The sequence below is a fragment of the Kibdelosporangium phytohabitans genome (assembly GCF_001302585.1).
Lineage (GTDB): Bacteria > Actinomycetota > Actinomycetes > Mycobacteriales > Pseudonocardiaceae > Kibdelosporangium > Kibdelosporangium phytohabitans.
This window is the reverse complement of the sequence record NZ_CP012752.1, coordinates 726155-745868: the sequence shown is the minus strand read 5'-3', so window position 1 is coordinate 745868 and position 19714 is coordinate 726155. Positions and strand designations below refer to the sequence as shown.

At 68.1% G+C, this 19714-nt stretch carries 18 protein-coding genes; 7 read left to right on the top strand and 11 right to left on the bottom strand.

All coding sequences use genetic code 11. The features are described 5' to 3' along the window. Positions 1-25 precede the first annotated feature (25 nt). Positions 26-763 carry a FadR/GntR family transcriptional regulator gene (locus tag AOZ06_RS03570; RefSeq protein ID WP_054288096.1) on the top strand — a complete coding sequence of 246 codons (738 nt, stop codon included), beginning with the start codon at positions 26-28 and terminating at the stop codon, positions 761-763. Between the two features lie 32 nt (positions 764-795). Here the strand turns inward: AOZ06_RS03570 and AOZ06_RS03565 are convergent, their stop codons facing one another. From AOZ06_RS03565 to AOZ06_RS03540, 6 genes are all read right to left on the bottom strand, one after another. Then, a complete protein-coding gene (locus tag AOZ06_RS03565) occupies positions 796-1413 on the bottom strand; it encodes a response regulator transcription factor (RefSeq protein WP_054288095.1) in 618 nt (205 codons plus the stop codon). After that, positions 1410-2513: a sensor histidine kinase gene (locus tag AOZ06_RS03560; protein WP_169798840.1), complete on the bottom strand. Its 1104-nt coding sequence runs from the start codon at positions 2511-2513 to the stop codon at positions 1410-1412. The genes AOZ06_RS03565 and AOZ06_RS03560 overlap by 4 nt, the downstream gene beginning before the upstream one ends. 17 nt (positions 2514-2530) lie before the next feature. Then, the gene (locus AOZ06_RS03555; protein ID WP_054288093.1) at positions 2531-3181 is read right to left on the bottom strand and encodes an ABC transporter permease; all 651 of its coding nucleotides are present in this window, start codon (positions 3179-3181) and stop codon (positions 2531-2533) included. Continuing rightward, positions 3178-3864 carry an ABC transporter ATP-binding protein gene (locus tag AOZ06_RS03550; protein WP_054288092.1) on the bottom strand — a complete coding sequence of 229 codons (687 nt, stop codon included), beginning with the start codon at positions 3862-3864 and terminating at the stop codon, positions 3178-3180. Before AOZ06_RS03550 ends, AOZ06_RS03555 begins: the two co-directional genes overlap by 4 nt. Positions 3865-3946: 82 nt before the next feature. Continuing rightward, complete coding sequence (locus tag AOZ06_RS03545) at positions 3947-4684, bottom strand: SDR family oxidoreductase (RefSeq protein ID WP_054288091.1); 738 nt, start codon at positions 4682-4684, stop codon at positions 3947-3949. 10 nt (positions 4685-4694) lie between these two features. After that, positions 4695-5891: an SGNH/GDSL hydrolase family protein gene (locus AOZ06_RS03540; protein ID WP_236952059.1), complete on the bottom strand. Its 1197-nt coding sequence runs from the start codon at positions 5889-5891 to the stop codon at positions 4695-4697. Between the two features lie 74 nt (positions 5892-5965). Between AOZ06_RS03540 and AOZ06_RS03535 the strand changes: the two genes are divergently transcribed. The 3 genes from AOZ06_RS03535 (at position 5966) to AOZ06_RS03525 (ending at position 10855) form a co-directional block, all read left to right on the top strand. After that, the gene (locus tag AOZ06_RS03535) at positions 5966-6964 is read left to right on the top strand and encodes an asparaginase (protein ID WP_054288089.1); all 999 of its coding nucleotides are present in this window, start codon (positions 5966-5968) and stop codon (positions 6962-6964) included. A 207-nt stretch (positions 6965-7171) separates the two neighbouring features. After that, on the top strand, positions 7172-8965 hold the full coding sequence (locus tag AOZ06_RS03530; RefSeq protein ID WP_054288088.1) for an AMP-dependent synthetase/ligase: 1794 nt from the start codon (positions 7172-7174) through the stop codon (positions 8963-8965). Positions 8966-9181: 216 nt separating this feature from the next. After that, positions 9182-10855: a substrate-binding and VWA domain-containing protein gene (locus AOZ06_RS03525; RefSeq protein WP_054288087.1), complete on the top strand. Its 1674-nt coding sequence runs from the start codon at positions 9182-9184 to the stop codon at positions 10853-10855. A 1015-nt stretch (positions 10856-11870) separates the two neighbouring features. Here AOZ06_RS03525 and AOZ06_RS03520 read toward each other — a convergent pair. Then, positions 11871-12305, bottom strand: coding sequence for a hypothetical protein (locus tag AOZ06_RS03520; RefSeq protein WP_054288086.1), 435 nt, complete (start codon positions 12303-12305; stop codon positions 11871-11873). Positions 12306-12394: 89 nt separating this feature from the next. Beyond that, a complete protein-coding gene (locus AOZ06_RS03515) occupies positions 12395-12964 on the bottom strand; it encodes a TIGR03086 family metal-binding protein (RefSeq protein WP_063809952.1) in 570 nt (189 codons plus the stop codon). A gap of 85 nt (positions 12965-13049) precedes the next feature. Here AOZ06_RS03515 and pdxR point away from each other — a divergent pair, with 85 nt between their 5' ends. Further along, positions 13050-14477 carry a MocR-like pyridoxine biosynthesis transcription factor PdxR gene (gene pdxR, locus AOZ06_RS03510; protein WP_054288085.1) on the top strand — a complete coding sequence of 476 codons (1428 nt, stop codon included), beginning with the start codon at positions 13050-13052 and terminating at the stop codon, positions 14475-14477. Beyond that, positions 14474-15094: a signal protein gene (locus AOZ06_RS03505; RefSeq protein WP_157232780.1), complete on the top strand. Its 621-nt coding sequence runs from the start codon at positions 14474-14476 to the stop codon at positions 15092-15094. Before pdxR ends, AOZ06_RS03505 begins: the two co-directional genes overlap by 4 nt. Positions 15095-15154: 60 nt before the next feature. Here the strand turns inward: AOZ06_RS03505 and AOZ06_RS03500 are convergent, their stop codons facing one another. Genes AOZ06_RS03500 through mihF form a run of 3 tightly spaced genes read right to left on the bottom strand, consistent with a single transcriptional unit; the run spans position 15155 to position 17563 of the window. Then, positions 15155-15994, bottom strand: coding sequence for a PhzF family phenazine biosynthesis protein (locus tag AOZ06_RS03500; protein WP_054288083.1), 840 nt, complete (start codon positions 15992-15994; stop codon positions 15155-15157). Positions 15995-16003: 9 nt separating this feature from the next. Continuing rightward, positions 16004-17197, bottom strand: coding sequence for an isochorismate synthase (locus tag AOZ06_RS03495; protein ID WP_083471480.1), 1194 nt, complete (start codon positions 17195-17197; stop codon positions 16004-16006). Positions 17198-17251: 54 nt separating this feature from the next. Continuing rightward, positions 17252-17563, bottom strand: coding sequence for an integration host factor, actinobacterial type (gene mihF / locus AOZ06_RS03490; protein WP_054296397.1), 312 nt, complete (start codon positions 17561-17563; stop codon positions 17252-17254). 422 nt (positions 17564-17985) lie between these two features. Between mihF and AOZ06_RS03485 the strand changes: the two genes are divergently transcribed. After that, complete coding sequence (locus tag AOZ06_RS03485) at positions 17986-19623, top strand: long-chain fatty acid--CoA ligase (RefSeq protein WP_054288081.1); 1638 nt, start codon at positions 17986-17988, stop codon at positions 19621-19623. Positions 19624-19714 lie beyond the last annotated feature (91 nt).

Sequence of the window (19714 nt, the reverse complement as noted above, 5' to 3'; positions counted from 1 at the left end):
GCATCGGTCAAGAGGGGCGGTCCCGATGTTCGAGCCGGTCAGCCCGGTCAGGGCGTACGAACGAGTGGTCGAGCAGATCGAGGAGGCCGTGTTCGCGGGCAGGCTCAAGCCCGGTTCCCGGCTGCCCAGTGAGCGGGACCTGATGACCCAGTTCGGGGTCAGCCGGTCGACCGTGCGCGAGGCGCTGCGGGTGTTGCAGAGCAACGGGATGGTCCAGTCCCGCGCGGGCGATCCGCGTGGCCCCGAGGTGCTGCCCGCGTCGCCGAAGACGCTGCGCAAGTCGATGTCCAGGCTGGTGCGCGCGGAATCCATGTCGCTGGCGGAGTTGCTGCAGTTCCGGATGCTGATGGAAGGCTCCGCGTACCAGCTGGCCGCGCGGTTACGGACCGACGCCCAGCTCAGCGAGATGGAAGCGGCGTTGCGGGCCATGGCGGACGCGACTGGGCACGCGGCGTTCAGCGACGCGGACGTGGCGTTCCACGACGCTGTCGCCCGCGCGACGCAGAACACGCTGATCGTGGTGTGCAGCAACGTCGTCAGAGGTGTCGTGCTCGACTCGATCGCCGACAGCCTCGCCAACGCGACCGATCAGCAGGCGTTGATGCGCGCCTACCTGAAGCACCATTCCGATGTCCTGCAAGCAATCCGAGACCGTGACGGCTCGCTGGCCGCGCAACTGGCCCGGCAGGCGCTCTACGACTACTACGGCAGGCACTTGTCCGCGGCCGACCAGAACCTGCTCGCCACCCTGGTCACCTCGTGAGTGTTTCGGCCGGTTAGAACCGGACCAAACACTCACGAGGGTTTGGGGAGCCAGCCTTTGGCCTCGGCTGTCTCGACTGCTTCGGCGCGGGTGCGCGCACCGAGTTTCTGGATCGCCGCGGACAGGTGGTTGCGCACGGTTCCCGGCGAAAGGTGCAGGCCGCGGGCCATCTCCGCGATCGTGCCGTGGCCGCGTGACGCCGCGAGGATCTCGGTTTCCCTCGGCGTCAAAGGGCTCGCGCCCTCGCTCAGCGCGGCCAGTGCCAGCCCCGGGTCCACCACCCGCTGCCCGGCGGCGACTTTCCGGATCGCCACGGCCAGTTCGGTCACCGGCGCGTCCTTGATCAGGAACCCGGCCACTCCGGCCGAGATCGCCGCGTGCAGGTAGCCGGGACGGCCGAACGTCGTCAGGATCATCACCTTGGTCGTGGGCACGCGCTTGCGCAGCAGCCGCGCCGCCTCCAGGCCGTCGATCCCCGGCATCTCGATGTCCAGCAACGCCACGTCGGGTTCGAACGCCTCCGCCGCGCCGACGACCTCGTCACCCCGGCCGAGCTGCACGACCACTTCGAGGTCCGGTTCGAGGTCGAGCAACGCGGCCATCGCGCCGCGGAACATGGTCTGGTCCTCTGCCAGCAACAACGTGATCATGCGGGTACCCGTACTCGGATGTAGAAGCCTCTGTCCTCGCGCGGACCTGAATCCATGGTGCCGCCGAGTGCCTGTGCGCGCTCGGCCAGCCCGACCAGGCCGTTGCCCCGGCTGTCCTCGCCCGGCCCGACGCCGTCGTCGACGATCTCGACCACCGCGCAGACGTCCTCAATAGACAGTGTGATCGTGCAGCGGGTCGCCTGGCTGTGCCGCAGCACGTTGGTCACGCCTTCGCGCACGGTCCACGCCAGCGCGCCGTCCACCGGCGCGGGCAGCGACCACGACTCGGGCGATTCGACACGGCAGTCGATACCCGCCGACGCCGCGGCTCGCCGGGCCGAGGCCAGCTCGCCCGCCAGGGTCGGCTGCCGGTAGTTGGTGACCGCCTGGCGCACTTCGGCCAGCGCACGGCGCACAACCGTGTCGATGTCGGCGAGCTCCTGCTCGGCCTTGGCGGTGTCGATCGCGACCAGGCGACGGGCCAGTTCGGTCTTCACCGCGATCACCGACAGGCTGTGGCCGACCAGGTCGTGCAGGTCGCGGGCGATCCGGTCACGTTCCTCGGCGACCGCGAGCCTGGCCCGTTCCCTGCGGCTGTCGCGCAGTTCGGTGAACAGCTCGAACTGCTGCCGGGCCTGGCTGCTGAAGAAGCCGACCATCAGCCCGACCAGCACCAGCCAGGCGACCAGCACCCACTGCATGCCCTGGATCGCGGCGATGCCCGCGAGCACGGCGCTGACCATGACCAGCCGCGCGAACATCCACCGGCCGCCGATCCAGCCGGTGGCGGCGCTGGCCCAGATGGAGCTGGACGCCCACTCCATCCCCGCGAACACGGGCAACCCCGCGCACAGCACCAGCAGCAACACGTAGGACGGCCAGAACGGCAACTTACGCAGCAACAGGATCGGTGTTTCGAACGTGGTCCGCATACCGAGCACCGTCAGGACAAGCGCGGCTGCCATGACGACAACGGCCTCCCAGACCGGCGGCTTGCCACGGAAGTAGAACACCGCGGACGCGATGATCGACACGTACATGGCGATGTAACGCGTCCACTTGCGCCGGTTCCACCACACCCGGACTTGGTCGTCGGTCACGTCCACACCGACCATTGTCACGCGCGGCGCCACCGCAGCAACACCGCCGCGGCCGCGACCACGGTCCACGCGCCCAGGTTGAGCATCGGTACTGCATCGAACGGCTGGATTCCCAACGCACCCGCACCCAGCGTCATCAGGCTGTGGGTCGGGGCGAGCGACCAGATCGTCTCGCCGCCGATCACGCCGCCGACGAACATCAACGCGAAGAACACGACCGACAGCGCCATGACCGCCGTCTTGCCACGGAACAAGGTCCCGGCGAACACCCCGACAAGGACGAACGGCAACGAACCGGCCACGGTCACCGCCACCAGCAACGGCCAGCGCTGCACGGTCGTGGTGATCGCGCCGACCACGCTGACCAGCAGCACCCCGGGGATCACTGTCAGCACCCCCTGCACGATCTTGCCGACCAGCCAGGCCCGGTCGGACAACGGCGTGACCCGCAACTGCCGCAGCCAGCCGCTGCCGCGGTCTTCGGCGATGGTGTTGCCGCTGCCCAGCAGTCCGGCGCCGGTCGCCGCGTACACGGCCATCGCCGCGGTGACTCCCGTGCCCTGTTTGCCCCAGATGATCTCGAACACCACCGGCATCAGCACGACGAAGACCAGGTACCGGACGTTGTGCAGGGTGCGCAGCACCTCGAACTTCGTGTACGCGATCATTGCGCCCCCTCGGTCAGCGCGACCAGCGCGTTCTCCAGGCTCTTGTCGCCCTTGACCTGCGCGGGTGATCCGTCGGCGATGACGTGGCCCTTGTCGATCACGATCACGCGGTCGGCGTACTCGTCGGCCTCGTCGAGGTAGTGCGTGGCGAACATGACCGTGTTGCCCAGTTCCTTGACCGAACGCCAGAACTGCCTGCGCGCCTTGAAGTCCAGCGCGACCGTGGGCTCGTCGAGGAACAGCAGTTCGGGTTTGCCCGCCATCGCCACGGCGAACCGGACTCGCTGCTTCTGCCCACCGGACAACGCGTCGACCTTGCGTCGTTTGACGTCCAGCAGACCGGCGAGATCGAGGAGTTCCGCGGCGGTCCGGCGTTTGCCGTACAGGCCGGTCGCCAGGCTGATGATCTCTTGCACGGTCGAATCCGTTGGCAGGCCGCCGCTTTGCAGCAACGCACCGACCCTGCCCGCGGCCACGGCGTCGTGCGGGGATCCGCCGAGTACGGTGACCGACCCGCTGCGTGGCCGTTTCAGGCCGAGCAGCAGGTCCACCGCGGTGGACTTGCCCGCGCCGTTGGCGCCGAGCAAGGCCACTGTCTGTCCACTAGGGACAGTGAAGCTGACGTCGGTGAGCGCGGGTACCGAGCCGTACCGGTAGCTCACCTTGTCGAAGCGTGTTTCCATGCTCCAACGCTAGGAACACCCGGCGCCGGTTTTAAGTGTCGCGCATCGCGACTTGACCCCTGACGACCGTCACCCCCGGGAATCAGCCCCGGCCGACGAACGGCATGGTGGTTGCCATGATCGTCATGAACTGGACGTTGGTGTCCAGCGGCAGGCCCGCCATCTGGCGGACGGCCGCGGCCACGTGCCGGACGTCGAAGGTCGGCTCGGGCGCGATGGTCCCGTTGGCCTGCGGCACCCCGCTGGCGAAGACGTGGGACATCTCGGTGGTGGCGTTGCCGATGTCGATCTGTCCACACGCGATCCGGTACGGCCTGCCGTCCAGCGAGATCGACTTGGTCAGCCCGGTGATCGCGTGCTTCGACGCGGCGTACGCCGGGGTGCTCGGGCGGGGGCTGTGCGCGGAGATCGAGCCGTTGTTGATGATCCGGCCGCCCTGCGGGGCCTGGTCGCGCATGAGCTTGAACGCCTCCTGCGCGCACAGGAACGACCCGGTCAGGTTGACGTCGATGACGTGCCGCCAGTCCTGCACCGACAGCTCGGCCACCGACCCGGAGATGCTCAGCCCCGCGTTGTTGAACAGCACGTCGACGCGGCCGTACCGATCCCGGACCTGCCCGAACAACGCTCGGACAGAGTCCGGGTCGGCCACGTCGGTGGGGACGGCCAGCGCCGGGCCGTTGCCGAGGGAAGCGGTCTCCTGCAGCTTGTCCTCGCGCCTGCCTGCCAGAACAACCGTGTACCCGGCGCCAAGCAGGTCGATGGCGACAGCCCGGCCGATTCCCGAACCGGCCCCGGTGATCACAGCAACCTGAGTCATGCGGGCAGTATTACAAGCTCCCCAGATCGATCGCGGCGGCCATAGCCCGATAACCAGCGCCGTTGGGGTGCAGCTTGTCCCCGGAGTCGTACGCCGGGTTGAGCGAGTCCGCGTCCTTCGGGTCGGCCATCACCTTGTCGTAGTCGACGACCGCGTCGTACAAACCGGACGAACGGATCCACGTGTTCACCGCGTCACGGACCTTCTCGCCGCGCTCGGTGTAGTACGCGGCGCCCTTGTACGGCAGCAGCGTCGCGCCGATGACCCGCACGCCCTTGGCACGAGCCTGGCGGACGAGTTCCTTGTGGCCCGCGATCAGCTGCTCCGCGGTCACGTGCGGCCTCGGCGGGATGCCGGGGAACGAGGCGTCGGAGATGCCGATGTCGTTGATGCCCTCCAGGATGATCACCGTCCGCACACGCGGCTGGTCGAGCACGTCGGCCTTGAGCCGCTTGGTCGCGGCGTCACCGGCGAGGTCCGTGTCGAACAGCACCTGGTTGCCGCCGATGCCCTGGTTCAGCACACCGAACCGGCCGCGGACCCGCTCGGCGAGTTCGTCCGGGTAGCGGTTGTCCGCGTCCTGCTCGGCACCGACCCCGTCGGTGATCGAGTCGCCGAACGCGACGACGACGTCACGGCGCGGGTCCGGGTCGAGAACCTGCACGCCCGAGAGCACGTACCAGGACGCCGAGTTCTCGGTGAACGCCTTGCCGTCGCGGTCGGCGCGGTGGTCACCGGAGGCCCGATACGTGGTGGACACCGACGCGAAGTGGTACGTCACCGGGCCGGTCGGCCTGGCGAAGTACAGCGTGACCGACAGCTCCTCCAGCGGCCGCACCGGCAGGAACGCCAGGTCGCTGGCGAGCTGACCACCCGGCGGGATCACGGCGTGTTCGCGGTGGTTGAAAGTCAAGGGGCGTAACGAATCCACCGCGGCGCCCGGCCTCGCGCGGCCGACCGTGGCGCCCGCGATGGCCAGCGGGGAGGTGCCGTACTTGTTGCTGAACTGGATGCGGATCGCCGCACCGCCCTGGCTGACCCGCACGACCTGGCGGACCGTCTGGTTGGCGAAACCCGTCAGTGACCAGTTCGGGGCGAAGCCGTCGTTGGGTTTCTGCGCGGAGGTGGTCCACGTGCCTTCCCAGCCCCCAGGCTGGCCGGGGGACGCCACAGCGGACACCGCGGGCGACGCCACCAGTCCGAACACTGTCACCAGTGTGAGAAGCGTTTTCCGTCTCATGAATCGATGCAACCGCCGGGCCACGGCATAAAGTCCCGGCCGTGACCGACAAACCCAAGCTGTCGATGCTGACCCTCGGCGGGACGATCGCGATGACTTCGGCGAGCGCGTCCGGCGCGGTGGTGCCGAAACTGGACGCCGCCGACCTGCTGGCCACGCTGCCCGAACTGGAGATCGACCTGGTCACGCACGACTTCAGGCAGGTGCCGAGCCCGGACATCGGCTTCGTCGACCTGGCCGCGCTCGCCACGAGGATCGAGGCGGAGATCACCGCAGGCGCGACCGGCGTCGTTGTGACGCAGGGCACTGACACCATCGAGGAGTCGTCCTACTTCCTGGACCGCACCGTCGGCGGGGACGTCCCGATCGTGATGACCGGCGCGATGCGCCACCCGCAGCAGGCGGGCCCGGACGGGCCGGCGAACCTGCTGGCGGCCATGGTCGTCGCGGCTGATCCGCAGGCCCGCGGGCTCGGCACGGTCGTCGTCATGTCCGACGAGGTGCACGCGGCGCGGTACGTGCGCAAGTCGCACAGCACCAGCACGGGCGCGTTCACGTCTCCGAACGCCGCGCCGATCGGCCGGATCGTCGAACAAGAACTCGTTCTGCTTTCACGTCCGCGACCGTACGAGCCGCTGCCGCGTGACCCGAGGCTGCCGGACACGTCGATCGGCATGGTGCACGCGGCGCTCGGCGACGACGGCGACTGGTTGCGCCCGTTCGCCGAGCACACCGACGGCCTGGTGATCGCCGGGTTCGGCGGCGGGCACGTGCCGTCCCGGCTGGTGCCGCTGCTGGCCGAACTCGCCGAGGTGAAGCCGGTCGTGCTGGCTTCAAGGACGAGTTCCGGGCCGGTGCTCACCCGCACCTACGGATATCCGGGATCCGAGCAGGACCTGTTGTCAAGGGGCCTCATCAACGCCGGTTTCCTCGACCCCTTCAAAGCACGTGTTCTGTTGCACGTTCTGGTCTCCGCGGGCGCGGACCGGACCGAGATCGCACGCGTCTTCCGCGACTCGGGTGAGATCACTGTGAGCTGAAAAAATTCTCAGCGAAATTCCGGCGGCGCATTTCGGTGTGACGCAGGAAACGTCTACTCATACTCACGGTAGGTTACCGTTCGGTAGGTCCACGGTGACGGAGTGCCCGGAAAGTACCGATTCGGCAGCGAGGTCTGGCCGATCCCCATACGGGAAGGCACTATGTCACCCTGGTTACCGTGTAGTAGCAGGTCGGAGGAGTGAGGTATGCGCGAGATCGCAGTCGCCCCCTTGGTGGAGCCCTACGGCGGTGGACTGGCCGACCTCATCTACACCAACGCGGCAGAGGCGCCGGACACCGTCACCATCAGCCGCAACATGGGTGGGACCTGGAAGGACGTGACCGCGGCCCAGTTCAAGGACGAGGTGATCGCGGTCGCCAAGGGCCTGATCGGCTCCGGCGTCGGCGCCGGTGACCGGGTCGCGATCCTGGCCGCCACGCGGTACGAGTGGACCCTGTTCGACTTCGCCATCTGGGCGGCGGGCGGCGTGCCCGTGCCGATCTACGTGACGTCGTCGGACGAGCAGATCCAGTGGATCCTGTCGGACTCCGGCGCGGTCGCGGTGGTCGCCGAGAACGACGCGCTGCAGGCCAAGGTGGAGAGCGTCCGCGCGAACACCCCGGCGCTCAAGCAGGTGTGGAACATCGAGAAAGGCGCGGTAGACGAGGTCGTCGCGGCGGGCGCGAACGAGACCGACGAAGCGGTCGACGACCGTCGCAAAGCCGTCAAGGCCTCCGACACCGCCACGCTGATCTACACCTCGGGGACGACGGGCCGCCCGAAGGGCTGCGTGCTCACCCACGCCAACTTCCACTCCGAGGGCGGCAACGTCGTGGAGATGCTGGCGCCGGTGTTCAAGGGCCTGGGCCCGGGTGACACGTCGACGCTGCTGTTCCTGCCGCTCGCGCACGTCTTCGGCCGGATGGTGGAAGTCGGCACGATCATGGCGCGGACCCGCCTCGGGCACACCGCGGACATCAAGAAGGTCACCGAGGACCTGGCCACGTTCAAGCCGACGTTCATCCTGTCGGTGCCGTACGTGCTGGAGAAGGTCTACAACGGCGCCCGGCAGAAGGCCCACTCCGGCGGCAAGGGCAAGATCTTCGACGCCGCCGCGGCCGTGGCCATCGCGTACAGCGAGGCCGACGGCAAGGCCGGGCTCGGGCTGAAGCTCAAGCACGCCCTGTTCGACAAGCTGGTCTACTCGAAGCTGCGCGCCGCGCTCGGCGGCAACGCCAAGTACGCGATCTCCGGCGGCGCGGCCCTCGGCCTGCGGCTGACGCACTTCTTCCGCGGTGTCGGCCTGGTCGTGTTCGAGGGTTACGGCCTGACCGAGACGTGCGCCGCGGCCACCGTGAACTCGCCGGACAAGTTCAAGCCGGGCACAGTCGGCCACCCGCTGCCCAACACGGCCGTGCGGATCGCCGAGGACGGCGAGATCCAGATCAAGGGCGGCCAGGTCTTCCCCGGCTACTGGCAGAACGAGGACGCCACCAAGGCCGCGCTGGACGACGACGGCTGGTTCGCCACCGGTGACCTCGGCGAACTGGACGACGAGGGCTTCCTGAAGATCACCGGGCGCAAGAAGGAGATCCTGGTGACCAGCGGCGGCAAGAACGTCGCGCCCGCCGTGATCGAGGACCGGATCGCCGCGCACCCGCTGGTCGGCCAGGCCATGGTGGTCGGTGACGGCAAGAGCTACATCGCGGCACTGATCACCATCGAGCCGGACTACTTCACGTACTGGAAGAGCACGACGGGCAAGCCCGCGTCGGCGACCGTGGCCGACCTGGTCGACGACGCCGAGCTCAACGCCGAGATCCAGCGCGCGGTGGACGACGGCAACCTGGCGGTGTCGAAGGCCGAGTCGGTGCGCAGGTTCCGGATCCTGACGACCGAGTTCAGCCCGGAGACCGGCCACCTGACGCCGTCGCTGAAGCTGAAGCGGTCGGTCATCATGGCCGACTTCTCCTCCGATGTTGATGCCTTGTACTCATAAGGCTACGAATTGTGACGCCACTCCCGGCGGCAACTGGTTTTGTCGCCGGGACAGCGGTTCAATTGATAACGATCAACCCTCGCAGAACGACAATTATTGACGGAACCCCGTGTTACTGCACTCGGCGTATTCGTCGGCGCCATTCGAGGCAGTACATTCCAGGGGAGCCGAAGTGATTGGCCGGAAATGCCGGCGACACCGTGAGGGGTAGGAAAGATGGGCCGGCACGACATCGAACGACGCAACCGGCGCAAATTGACCTTGACGCTGGTCCTCGCGGTCGTCGGCGCCCTCGTCGCCGGGATCGCGTGGTTCACAGTCGACCGGCTGCGTGACACGTCGACCGCGAAGTGTGCCGACCCGGCCGTGCTGAACGTGGTCGCGGCGCCGGACATCGCCCCGGTGGTCGACCAAGTCGCGCGCGGCCTGAACCCCAGCGACGAGAACACGTGCTACCGCGTGGAGATGATCGTCAGCGACCCGGCCCACACCGCGGACCAGCTCTCGGCGCCCAACCCGGTGAACCCGCCGACGGTGTGGATCCCGGACTCCTCGGTCTGGCTGCGCCGGGCGCGGGAGAAAGGCGCGGCGCAGGTTCCCGAAAGCGGTTCGTCGATCGCGAGCTCACCCGTGGTGATGGCGCTGGCCGAACCGGCGGCGAAGCAACGCAACTGGCCGGAGAAGCAACTCAACTGGTCGGACGTGATCGGTGCGGGGGGCGCGGACCTGAACGTGGGCATGGTGGACCCGTCAGCCGACGCGGTGGGCGTCTCGGCGCTGATCGCCGTGCGCTCCGTGACCGCGCTGACCTCCGACCCCGCCGCCAACAACGTGGCTGTGCTGCGCAAGCTGTCCCCCAACGCGGCCTCCGGCTCGTCCGAACTGTTCGCCAAGACCGGCACGACGGCGGCGGGTCCCCCGATCAACGCCTTCCCGACGTCAGAACGGGCACTGCTGGACAACAACGCCAAGCGCAAGGACGAACAACTCGTCGCGGTCTACGCGGAACCAGCGGCACCGTCGCTGGACTACCCGTACGCAGTGCTGCCGTCGCCGGACAACGTCGCCGTGGCGGCAGCGAAGTTCCGCACCGCGCTGCTGTCGCAGAACGTCCGCGATGTCCTGTCCAGCAACGGCTTGCGCTTCCCGGACGGCCGCGTGCCGGGGTATCCGCCGTCGGACAACAGGACGATCGTGCGCAAGCTCAACCCGGTGGCCGCACCGGGAACCGCCCAACTGGACCAGGTGCTGAACACGTGGGCGGGCATCAGCAAAGCGTCACGGATCCAAGCGGTCCTCGACGTGTCGGGCTCGATGAACGGCGTGATCCCCGGCTCGGGGAAGACAAGGATGCAGGTCACGCTGGAGGCGTCCGAAGGCGGGATCAAGCTGATGAACCCGAGGACCAAACTCGGGATCTGGGTCTTCTCGGCGGAACTCGACGGCGACAAGGACTACCGCGAAGTGCTGCCGGTGCTCCCCCTGACGGAGTCGCTGCCGAACGGAGCACTGGACAAACTGCGGGGCATCAAAGCAACCCCGACCGGCCGCACAGGGCTCTACGACACAGCGCTCGCGGCGTACACGTCAGCCCGCCAGAACTGGGAACCCGGGCGGCTGAACCTCGTGCTGATCCTGACCGACGGGAAGAACGACGACGACGGCAGGGGCATCAACCGCGAGGCGCTGCTCGCGGAACTGGGCAAGATGCAGGACCCGAACCGCCCGCTGCCGATCGTGTTCATCGGCATCGGCCCGGACGTCGACGTCGAGGAGCTGAACGCGATGTCAAGGGCGACAGGCGGCCAGACATTCAGCACAGCGGACCCAACGAAGATCAACGAGATCTTCTTCTCCGCCTTGAGCCGCGTGATCTCCGGCAAACCCTGACACATCGCAAGCAAGGAACCACCGGCAAATCCGGTTGTCCACAACCGACCAGTAACCCCCTCGACCACCCGTTACCCCGTTAGACTGGAGCAGGGACGCCCCCCGGGTTGGGTGGGGGACTGTTTGTATAGGTGTAAGGGCGGCTTCAAGAGTCTTGTGACCGGTCGCCTTCGCGCACCGTGGCTTGGTTAGGCGCCCGACTTGCGCGCAGGCACGGAAACCAGCCACGGCGGTTCGCGTAAATGCGCGGACCAGCCCGCATCCGCACGCGCAAGGTGCAAGGCCGCGACCGGCCAGCGCACAACCGCAGAACCAGCCCCACAACCGGCAAGCGCGCAACCGCAGACCAACCACAACGGCGAGCACGCAAGCACACAGACCGGCCCCGAGCGCGCAAGCGCAGAGAAGGACTTCGGGGGTGCTCCTGCCCGAAAAACACCCCAAGATCCCGAGCACGAGACAGGAACACGGAACACAGCCGCATGCCCAGAGGTCTGCCTCCCGGCGAGGGACCAGCTTGTTCCGTGCAAGGACACCGCGTCTTGGTCAGTCACCACACCCCGAAACGCCCGACATACTAGGAGACGACAGCACAGGGCACAGGTGGTGAAAGACAGTTCCCTCGCGGGAGGCAGACCACCGACAGGGGAACCAAGAACGAGTGCGCCGCACTCCCCTCGTCAGCTCGAGATCTCCGGGGCGGAGTGGGCGCGGTCGGACCCCTTCCATATGGCCTGCCGGAGGCAACCACACGCGTCGAGAGGTCCGTATGACCGCCGCTCATGCCCGGGAGTTGCGTAGGCGGACCTCTCTGGACACGTCTGGTCCGGCTTCGCCCAGGCCATCCGGAAGGGAACCACCCCCGAAGCCGCCCCTTGTGCTGACAGCACAAGGGGCGGCGTCACTCGCTGGCGCTACATGCCGAAGACCACAGCGTGCTGACACGCTGGCCGCGCATCAAGCCTGGTTCCGCTCTCGGCGCGAGCTACTTCCCAGCGCAGTCTCGGCGACCCCGCTACCTGGCTTGCTGCTCCCGGAACGCCAGGAATGCCGCGGCGCCCGATCCGACCGCCATCAGGATCCCCAGGTACAGGCCGAATCCGCTGGCGATCGTGGTCGGCAGTGTCACCCAGCGGAGCAGGATCATCACCAGCGCCAGCATCGCGAGCGTCAGCCACAGTGCGGACAGCATCTGCACTGGCTTGCCGAATCGTTGCCACAGCAGCAGGACACTCACGGCCAGCAGCAGCACTGTCGGGAACCACGCCAGGAAGTTGCCTTGCCACACCGGGATCCAGGTCGCCGATCCCTGTGCTCGTAGTTCTGCCGCTGTTGGCTCCGCCAGGCGGAACCACGGCAGGAAGCTGACGACCACCGCTGCTATCCCCGCCCCTACGCCGACCCATTCCTGCCAGGTGATCCGGTCGTGTTTCGCGGGGACGTCAGCCACGGCAGCCTCCACTGTTCGGGTGGCGAACAGTATGGCCCCGGTACCGCTTCTTTCGCGAGCCGACAGCGGACCCCCAGGACCTCTGCGACTCACTTCCAGTTCGGGTCCCTGCCCACGTACGCGACCAGCTTGTCCAGTTCGCTCGCGTCGTCCTGTGCTGGGATCACCACGTCGAAGGCCGCGGTCGGCCGTTGTGGCGGGAAGCGGCGCATCACTTTCAGTGTCGTCGCCGTCAGGTACTCGTCGGGCTGGTAGGGGACTCCGATCGTCCTCGCCACGTCCCACGCGTGCACCACTGTGTCCACCAGGTGCATCGACACCGCTGTCGCGCCTCGGACTATCCCGAAGACGTTGATGCGCATCGGGCGGTCGAGCACCTCGTCCGGTTCGAAGGCCGCCACGTATCCCGCCGCTGCTTCCCTGTAGTCCGCGACCGGGTCATCGCCCAGCCTGCCCGCGTTCCAGTCCACATCGGACCACTCGGTTCCCGCTGTCGTCGCCGCCGCGAACGCCGTGTCCTCGCTCACCAGGTGCCTCAGCAGGCCGTGCAGCGTCCAGTCCGCGCAGGGGGTCGGCAGGCGCAGGTGTTCCGGGCGGACCTGGCTGATCACTTCGTCGGCCGCCTTCATCGCCTGGCGGTCGAGATCCCTGAAATCCACCCCTCGACCCTACGAACCACCAGCGGCACCTCGGAAGGGCCAAAATCTTGAAGTTCGACTGGGCCAATCCGGCTATCGTGTCCCTGTGGAGTTCCATGTCAGCCTGATCGGCCGCGCCGACAAGACCGGCCAGATCTACCAGCAGATCAAGGCCGCCATCATGGACGGCAGGCTCCGCCCGCCCGACGCCCTGCCGCCGACGAGGGAGCTCGCCGCCCGGCTCGCGGTCTCCCGCAACACCGTCAGCGCCGCCTACGACCGGCTCACCGCCGAGGGGTTCGTCACCGCCCGGACCGGCGCGGGCACGTTCGTGCAGGCCACGGGCTTCTCCCAGCAGCCGAAGACCGCAGGCGGCCTCGGGCCGCGGCCCAAGGCTGTGTGGGACGACGTGCGGGTGCCCGTCCCCAACCCGTTGCCGATCCGGTACGACTTCCGGGCCGGCATCCCCGACGGGAAGCTCTTCCCATACGCCGCGTGGCGGCGCTTGTTGGCCAAGCAGTTCACCCCGGTTGCCGTGGGTTCGCTTGGGCACGACGCCGCCGCAGCGCACCCGCAGCTGACCGCTGCGCTCGCGAGGCACGTCGGCGTCTCGCGGGCGGTACGCGCGACTCCTGACGACGTACTCGTCACCAATGGCGCTCAGCAGGCGCTCGATCTGGTGTGCCGGGTTCTCGTGGATCCGGGAACTGTTGTGGCCGTGGAGGATCCTGGCTACTTCGGGCCGCTGCACCTGTTCCGGTCGCACGGCGCCGAGGTTGTCGGTGTCCCGGTCGACGACGAGGGCATCGTCGTCGACGAGATCCCGCCTGCCGCGCGCATCGTGTACGTGACGCCGTCGCACCAGTTCCCGTTGGGTGTGCCGATGTCGCTGGCTCGCCGGGCCGCGTTGCTCGAATGGGCCGAGCGGACCGGCGCTGTCATCGTCGAGGACGACTACGACAGCGAGTTCCGCTACGGCGGTCACCCGATCGAGCCGTTGCAGAACCTCGACCGCGCCGGGCACGTGGTCTACGTCGGCTCACTGTCCAAAGTGCTGCTGCCGAGCCTGCGGCTCGGTTTCCTGATCGCGCCGAGCGGTCTGCGGGCCGCGCTGCGCGCGGCCAAGTACGTCACCGACTGGCACTCCAACAAGCCGATGCAGGCCGCGCTGGCCGACTTCATCGACGAAGGACTGCTGGCCAGGCACATCCGGCGTACCCGAAAGGAGTACAAAGCCAGGCATGACCGAATACTCACGGTGTTGCGGCGCGACTTCGCGGGCGTGCTCGACCCGCTGCCGGTCGCGGCCGGGCTGCACCTGTGCGCCTATCTGCCTGAATCGTCCGACGACATGGCGGTGTACCAGCGTGCACGGGCCGCTGGTGTCGGCGTGTACGCCTTGTCCCCCTTCAGGATCCGGCCGACCGGGCGACCGGGACTGGTGATCGGGTACGGCGCGGTCGAACTGTCCGATATCGACGAAGGGCTACGCCGGCTCAGCGGCTGCGTCGGGCCCGATACGATTCGCCGGTGATCCGACGCCCTGTGTTGATCGGCCCCCTGCTGATCGGCTCCGCACTGCTTCTGGCCGCTTGTTCCGGCACGCCCGCACCGGCCCCGGCGCCGTCGGCGCCGGCCGAGCAGGCCCCCGCCGAACAGGTGAAAACGGAACCGTTGACACCACAACGGTTGCAGAGCCTGTGGTGGAGCTGGACGAGTTCGGCCGAACCGGGCCAGAGCCCGGTCGAGGACACCACCGGCCAGTACTGCGGTGACAGCCAGCCGTTCGGTGTCTGGCTGCTCGCGAGCACGTCGAGCGGAACGGCCGACCGGCACTGCCAGGTCCCGGCCGCGCTGCCGATCGCGGGTCCCGCCGCGGCTCAGGTGACCAAGGACCAGAGCGGCTGCACCACGTTCCTCGCCGCCGCCAAGGGCGAGGCGACGCTGGACGGCAAACCGGTCCAGTTGGAGAAGATGGAGCCGACCAAGATCACCTACGAGACGGAACAGGGCAGCAAGGAGGGCTTCAGTTGCGGCCTGTGGTTCCGCGCCGGACCGTTGTCGCCCGGCCAGCACACGCTGACCCTGCGCGGCAGCAGCGGCAGCTTCACCAGCGAGGTCAACTACAACCTCACCGTCGTCCGCCTGTAATCCCGGTCCTGCTTGCGGTGCAACGCCATCCCGTCGCACCGCAAGTCCACTGTGGAGCTTTCAGAGCTCGAGCGTCGCCCTGGCCACGATCACGGCGGAGCCGGCCACCTCGACCTTGTCGATGCGGTCGCCCTCGCCCTGCACCCTGGCGAGGATCGTCGACGGGCGGTGCAGTTCCACGCCCTGGCTGATTTCGATGTCCTCGCCGAACGGGATCCGGCCGTAGCGGGCGAGGTGCACCGCGAGCGGGCCGGCGGCGGAACCCGTCGCCGGGTCCTCGGCCACACCGAGCGACGGCCCGAACATCCTGGTCTTCCACCGCAGTCCCGATCCGGCGAAGCAACTCACGCCGATTCCCGGCAGCTGGGACAGCACCGACTGGTCCGGGCGGAGCGCCGCCACGGCGTCCATGGTGTCGAGCATGACGTACAGGTGCCGCGGGCCGTTGGTGTAGACGTCGACCGGCAGCACGGAGTACCGCACACCCAGTGCCGCCAGCAGTTCGCTCGCGTCCGCGAACTCCTCCCACGTCGGCACCGGCTGGGTCATCCGGCCGGACGTGATCCGCCCGTCCGCGTCGCGGGTCAGCGCGACCGGCACGATCCCCTTGCCTGTCTCGAGGCTGATCACGTCGCCCGGCAGGGTCTGGCCGAGGACGTACGCGGTGCCGAGGATCGGGTGCCCGGCGAAGGGAAGTTCGATCGCTGGGGTGAAGATCCTGACCTTGGCGTCGCCGCCTTCGGTCGCAGGCAGCACGAACACCGTCTCGGAGAGGTTGGTCTCCCGTGCGATCGCCTGCATGTGCTCGGCCGGCACGTCCTGGCCCGCGGTGAACACGGCGACGGGGTTGCCCTTCAGCGGCCGGTCGGTGAAGACGTCGGCCACGACATACGGATGCATGCGCCCAAGTTACAGCGTGAGATCAAGTCCCATGCCGCGCAACAAGGTCTGGAACTTCGCGGACGTCTCGGCGAGTTCCAGCCCCGGTACCGATCCGTCGACGATCCCCGCACCCGCGTACAGCCGCAGCGAACGGTCGGTGACGTCCGCCGACCTGATCGCGACCGCCCATTCGCCGTCCCCGGCGGCGTCGACCCAGCCGACCGCGCCGGTGTAGAAGCCGCGGTCGAAGGATTCGAGCTGGGCGATGGCGCCACGGGCCGCGCTCGTCGGCGATCCGCACACCGCCGGGGTCGGGTGCAGCGCCGCTGCCAGCGTCAACGCCGTCACGGCCGGGTCGGCCAGTTCGCCGGTGATCTTCGTGGCCAGGTGCCACACGCTCGGCGTGCTCAGCAGGGACGGCGTGCGCGGCACGTCCAGTCGCCGGCAGAACGGCCGCAGGGCTTCCACTTCCGCTTCGACCACCCAGCGGTGCTCGTCGTGGTCCTTGCGGGACGCCAGCAGGCGCTGTGCGTTGGCGCGGTCCTCGACCGGGTCCTTGCCGCGCGGCTGCGACCCGGCCAGCGGCCGGGACACGAATTCCGTTCCGGTTCGGCGGACGAGAAGTTCCGGGCTGGCGCTGACGAGGGTCACTCCAGGGGTGGGTAGCGGGGTAGCGACGGTGTAACCGTGCGTGTTCATCGCGGCCAGACTGGCCAGCACGCGCCGCATGTCGACCGGCCCGTCGAGGTCGATCCGGAGTGTCCGGGCCAGCACGACCTTGCCCAGTTCGCCCGTTTCGAGCAAGGTCAGCGCCTTGGCGACCTGCCGCTCGTACTCCTGCGGCAGTGGTTCGGGCGTCACCTGGTGGCCTGGCGGCAGCGCGGCCTGGTGCGTGCCCGGCCGGATCGGGCCCGACCAGGTCACCGAGGTGGGCAGCAGGACGTGCGCCTCACCGGTGTTGTCGTAGGGCAACGCGCCGACGGCGATCCCGCCATATTCCGCCAGAGCATCGCTGACCTGCACGGACAGCGCGTCCGAGTCCTTCTCGGAGAGCACGTGCCTCGGCTGGTCGGCCAGCAGCGCGCGCTCGGGGGTGGCGAAGAGGAAGGCTCCCGGTCGGTACTGGTCGGTCAGCTCCACGTCCACACCTCTCGTCGTGCCCGCCCACACCCATCGTGCCCGCCGACCGGCCCTGAAACTGCTGAAGGTGGCCCTCGTCATGCGAGGACCACCTTCAGCACACTTCGTCAGCCCCAGGTCAGTGGGGTGACCGGGTCACTTCAACGCGTCGATGAGGGCGCTGCGCTGACGGTCGCCGAGCCCGGCTGCCCGGCGCGTCTCGTCAATACCCGCCTTCTCGAGGATGTTGTTGACCTTCACGGTACCGAGACCCGGAACGGCCATGAGCAGCTGCTTGACCTTGGTCTTTCCGATGGTCTTGTCTTCCTTGGCCTTGGCGAGCACCTTGTCGATGGTGGTCTTGCCGGCCTTGATCGAGGCAAGCAGCTCGGAGCGCGCCTTGCGTGCCTCGGCTGCCTTGGCCAACGCCTCAGCGCGCTGCTCGGGAGTCAACGTAGGCAGAGCCAACGTGCTGTTCCTTCCTATGTCGAGGTCTGGTGTCGCCGGCGCGATTTCCACCGCCCTTTTTCGGGCCCGATCACGCCTCACGACGCGACCAGTAAACGACACCTACCTGCGGAACATACCCCCGACACGCGGGACTTTCCGCCGAAGAACCCCACCCCGACCAGGCACAACCCTCAGTAATTCACCCTCAAGGGCGGTTTTCCGCCTCATCCGCAAGCGGCTATGCGGACCGTGCACACGGTGCGTTTCGGCCAGATTTTTTGGCCTCTTCCTGGGGATGTTTGGGGATTTCGACGGCTACCGCACACCGGCCGGAGTCGCAACCCGTGACCGTGACAGGAGCCTCACCGCTCGGGGGCAAGGACCATCTACTGTGCAGTAAGGCGCACGATGCGGTGACGCAGGACACAGCGGGAGAGCCCATGTTGAGCACCATGCAGGACACCCCTCTCACGATCGGGCGGTTGGTCCGCCACGGCACTGGCATGTACTCGTCGAGTGAGGTCCTCACCTGGACCGGTACGGAGGCCAGGCGCGAGCAGTACGGGCAGACCGGGCGCCGCGCCGCTCAGCTCGCACACGCGCTGCGCGATCTCGGCGTCACCGGCGACCAGCGCGTCGGCACCTTCATGTGGAACAACGCCGAGCACCTCCAGGCGTACCTCGCCGTGCCCTCCATGGGAGCGGTTCTGCACACCCTCAACCTGCGGCTGTTCCCCGAGCAGCTGACCTACATCACCAACCACGCGGCCGACCACGTGGTGCTCGTCGACGCGTCGCTCGCCCCTCTGTTCGCCCGCGTGCTGCCCACGTTCACCACGGTCAAGCACGTCGTGGTCGTGAACGGCCCGGTGGAGGCCCTGGAGGTGCCTGACGGCATCGAGGTGCACTCGTACGACGAGCTGCTGTCCGGGCGGCCGGAGGAGTTCGACTGGCCGGAAGTGGACGAACGCCAGGCCGCCGCGATGTGCTACACCTCCGGCACGACCGGCAACCCGAAGGGTGTCGTCTACTCGCACCGCTCGATCTACCTGCACTCGATGCAGATCTGCATGTCCGACAGCATGGGACTGGACGGCACGGACAAGTCGCTGCTGATCGTGCCGATGTTCCACGCGATGTCGTGGGGCCTGCCGTACGCGTCGATGCTGGTCGGCGGGTCGATGTTGATGCCGGACCGGTTCCTGCAGCCGGAGCCGCTCGCCGCGATGATCACCGCCGAGCAGCCGACGTTCGCCGCGGCGGTCCCGACGATCTGGCAGGGCCTGCTGGCGCACCTGGACGCCACCTCCGGCGACGTGTCGTCGTTGCGTAACACCATTGTCGGTGGCTCGGCGTGCCCGCCCGCGTTGATGCACGCGTTCTACGAGCGCTACGGCGTGCGCATCACACAAGCGTGGGGCATGACCGAGACGTCACCGCTGGGCAGCATCGCCATGCCGCCCGCCGGTGTCACCGGTGACGACGAGTGGCCCTACCGCTACACGCAGGGCCGCCCGCCCGCCGCGGTGAGCGCCCGGCTCATCGACGACAACGGCGACGAGGTGCCGTGGGACGGCGAGAGCGTCGGCGAACTGGAAGTCAAGGGCCCGTGGATCACCGGGGCGTACTACCGCCAGGAGGAAGACGGGGACGGCGCGGAGAAGTTCCGTGACGGCTGGCTGCGCACCGGCGACGTCGGCGCGTTCACGCCGGACGGATACCTGAAGCTGACCGACCGGTCCAAGGACGTGATCAAGTCCGGTGGCGAGTGGATCTCCTCGGTGGAGCTGGAGAACCAGGTGATGGCGCACCCGGCGGTGGCCGAGGCGGCTGTCGTCGGCATCCCGGACCTGAAGTGGGACGAGCGCCCGCTCGTCGCGATCGTGTTGCGGGAAGGGGAGAACGTGCAGCCGCAGGAGCTGCGCGAGTTCCTCGAGGACCGGGTCGCGCGCTGGCAGTTGCCGGAGAACTACACGTACATCGAGGAAGTGCCGAAGACGAGCGTCGGCAAGTTCGACAAGAAGCGGCTCAGGGCCGCTTACGCCGAAGGAAAGCTCGACGTCACGCATCTGCAGTAACCGCGTAGCGGCCGAAGGGGCCCACTTCGGCAGCCGACAGCACGAAAGGCGGGCTCCCACCCCCAGGAGCCCGCCGGTCGCGCCAGTCCAC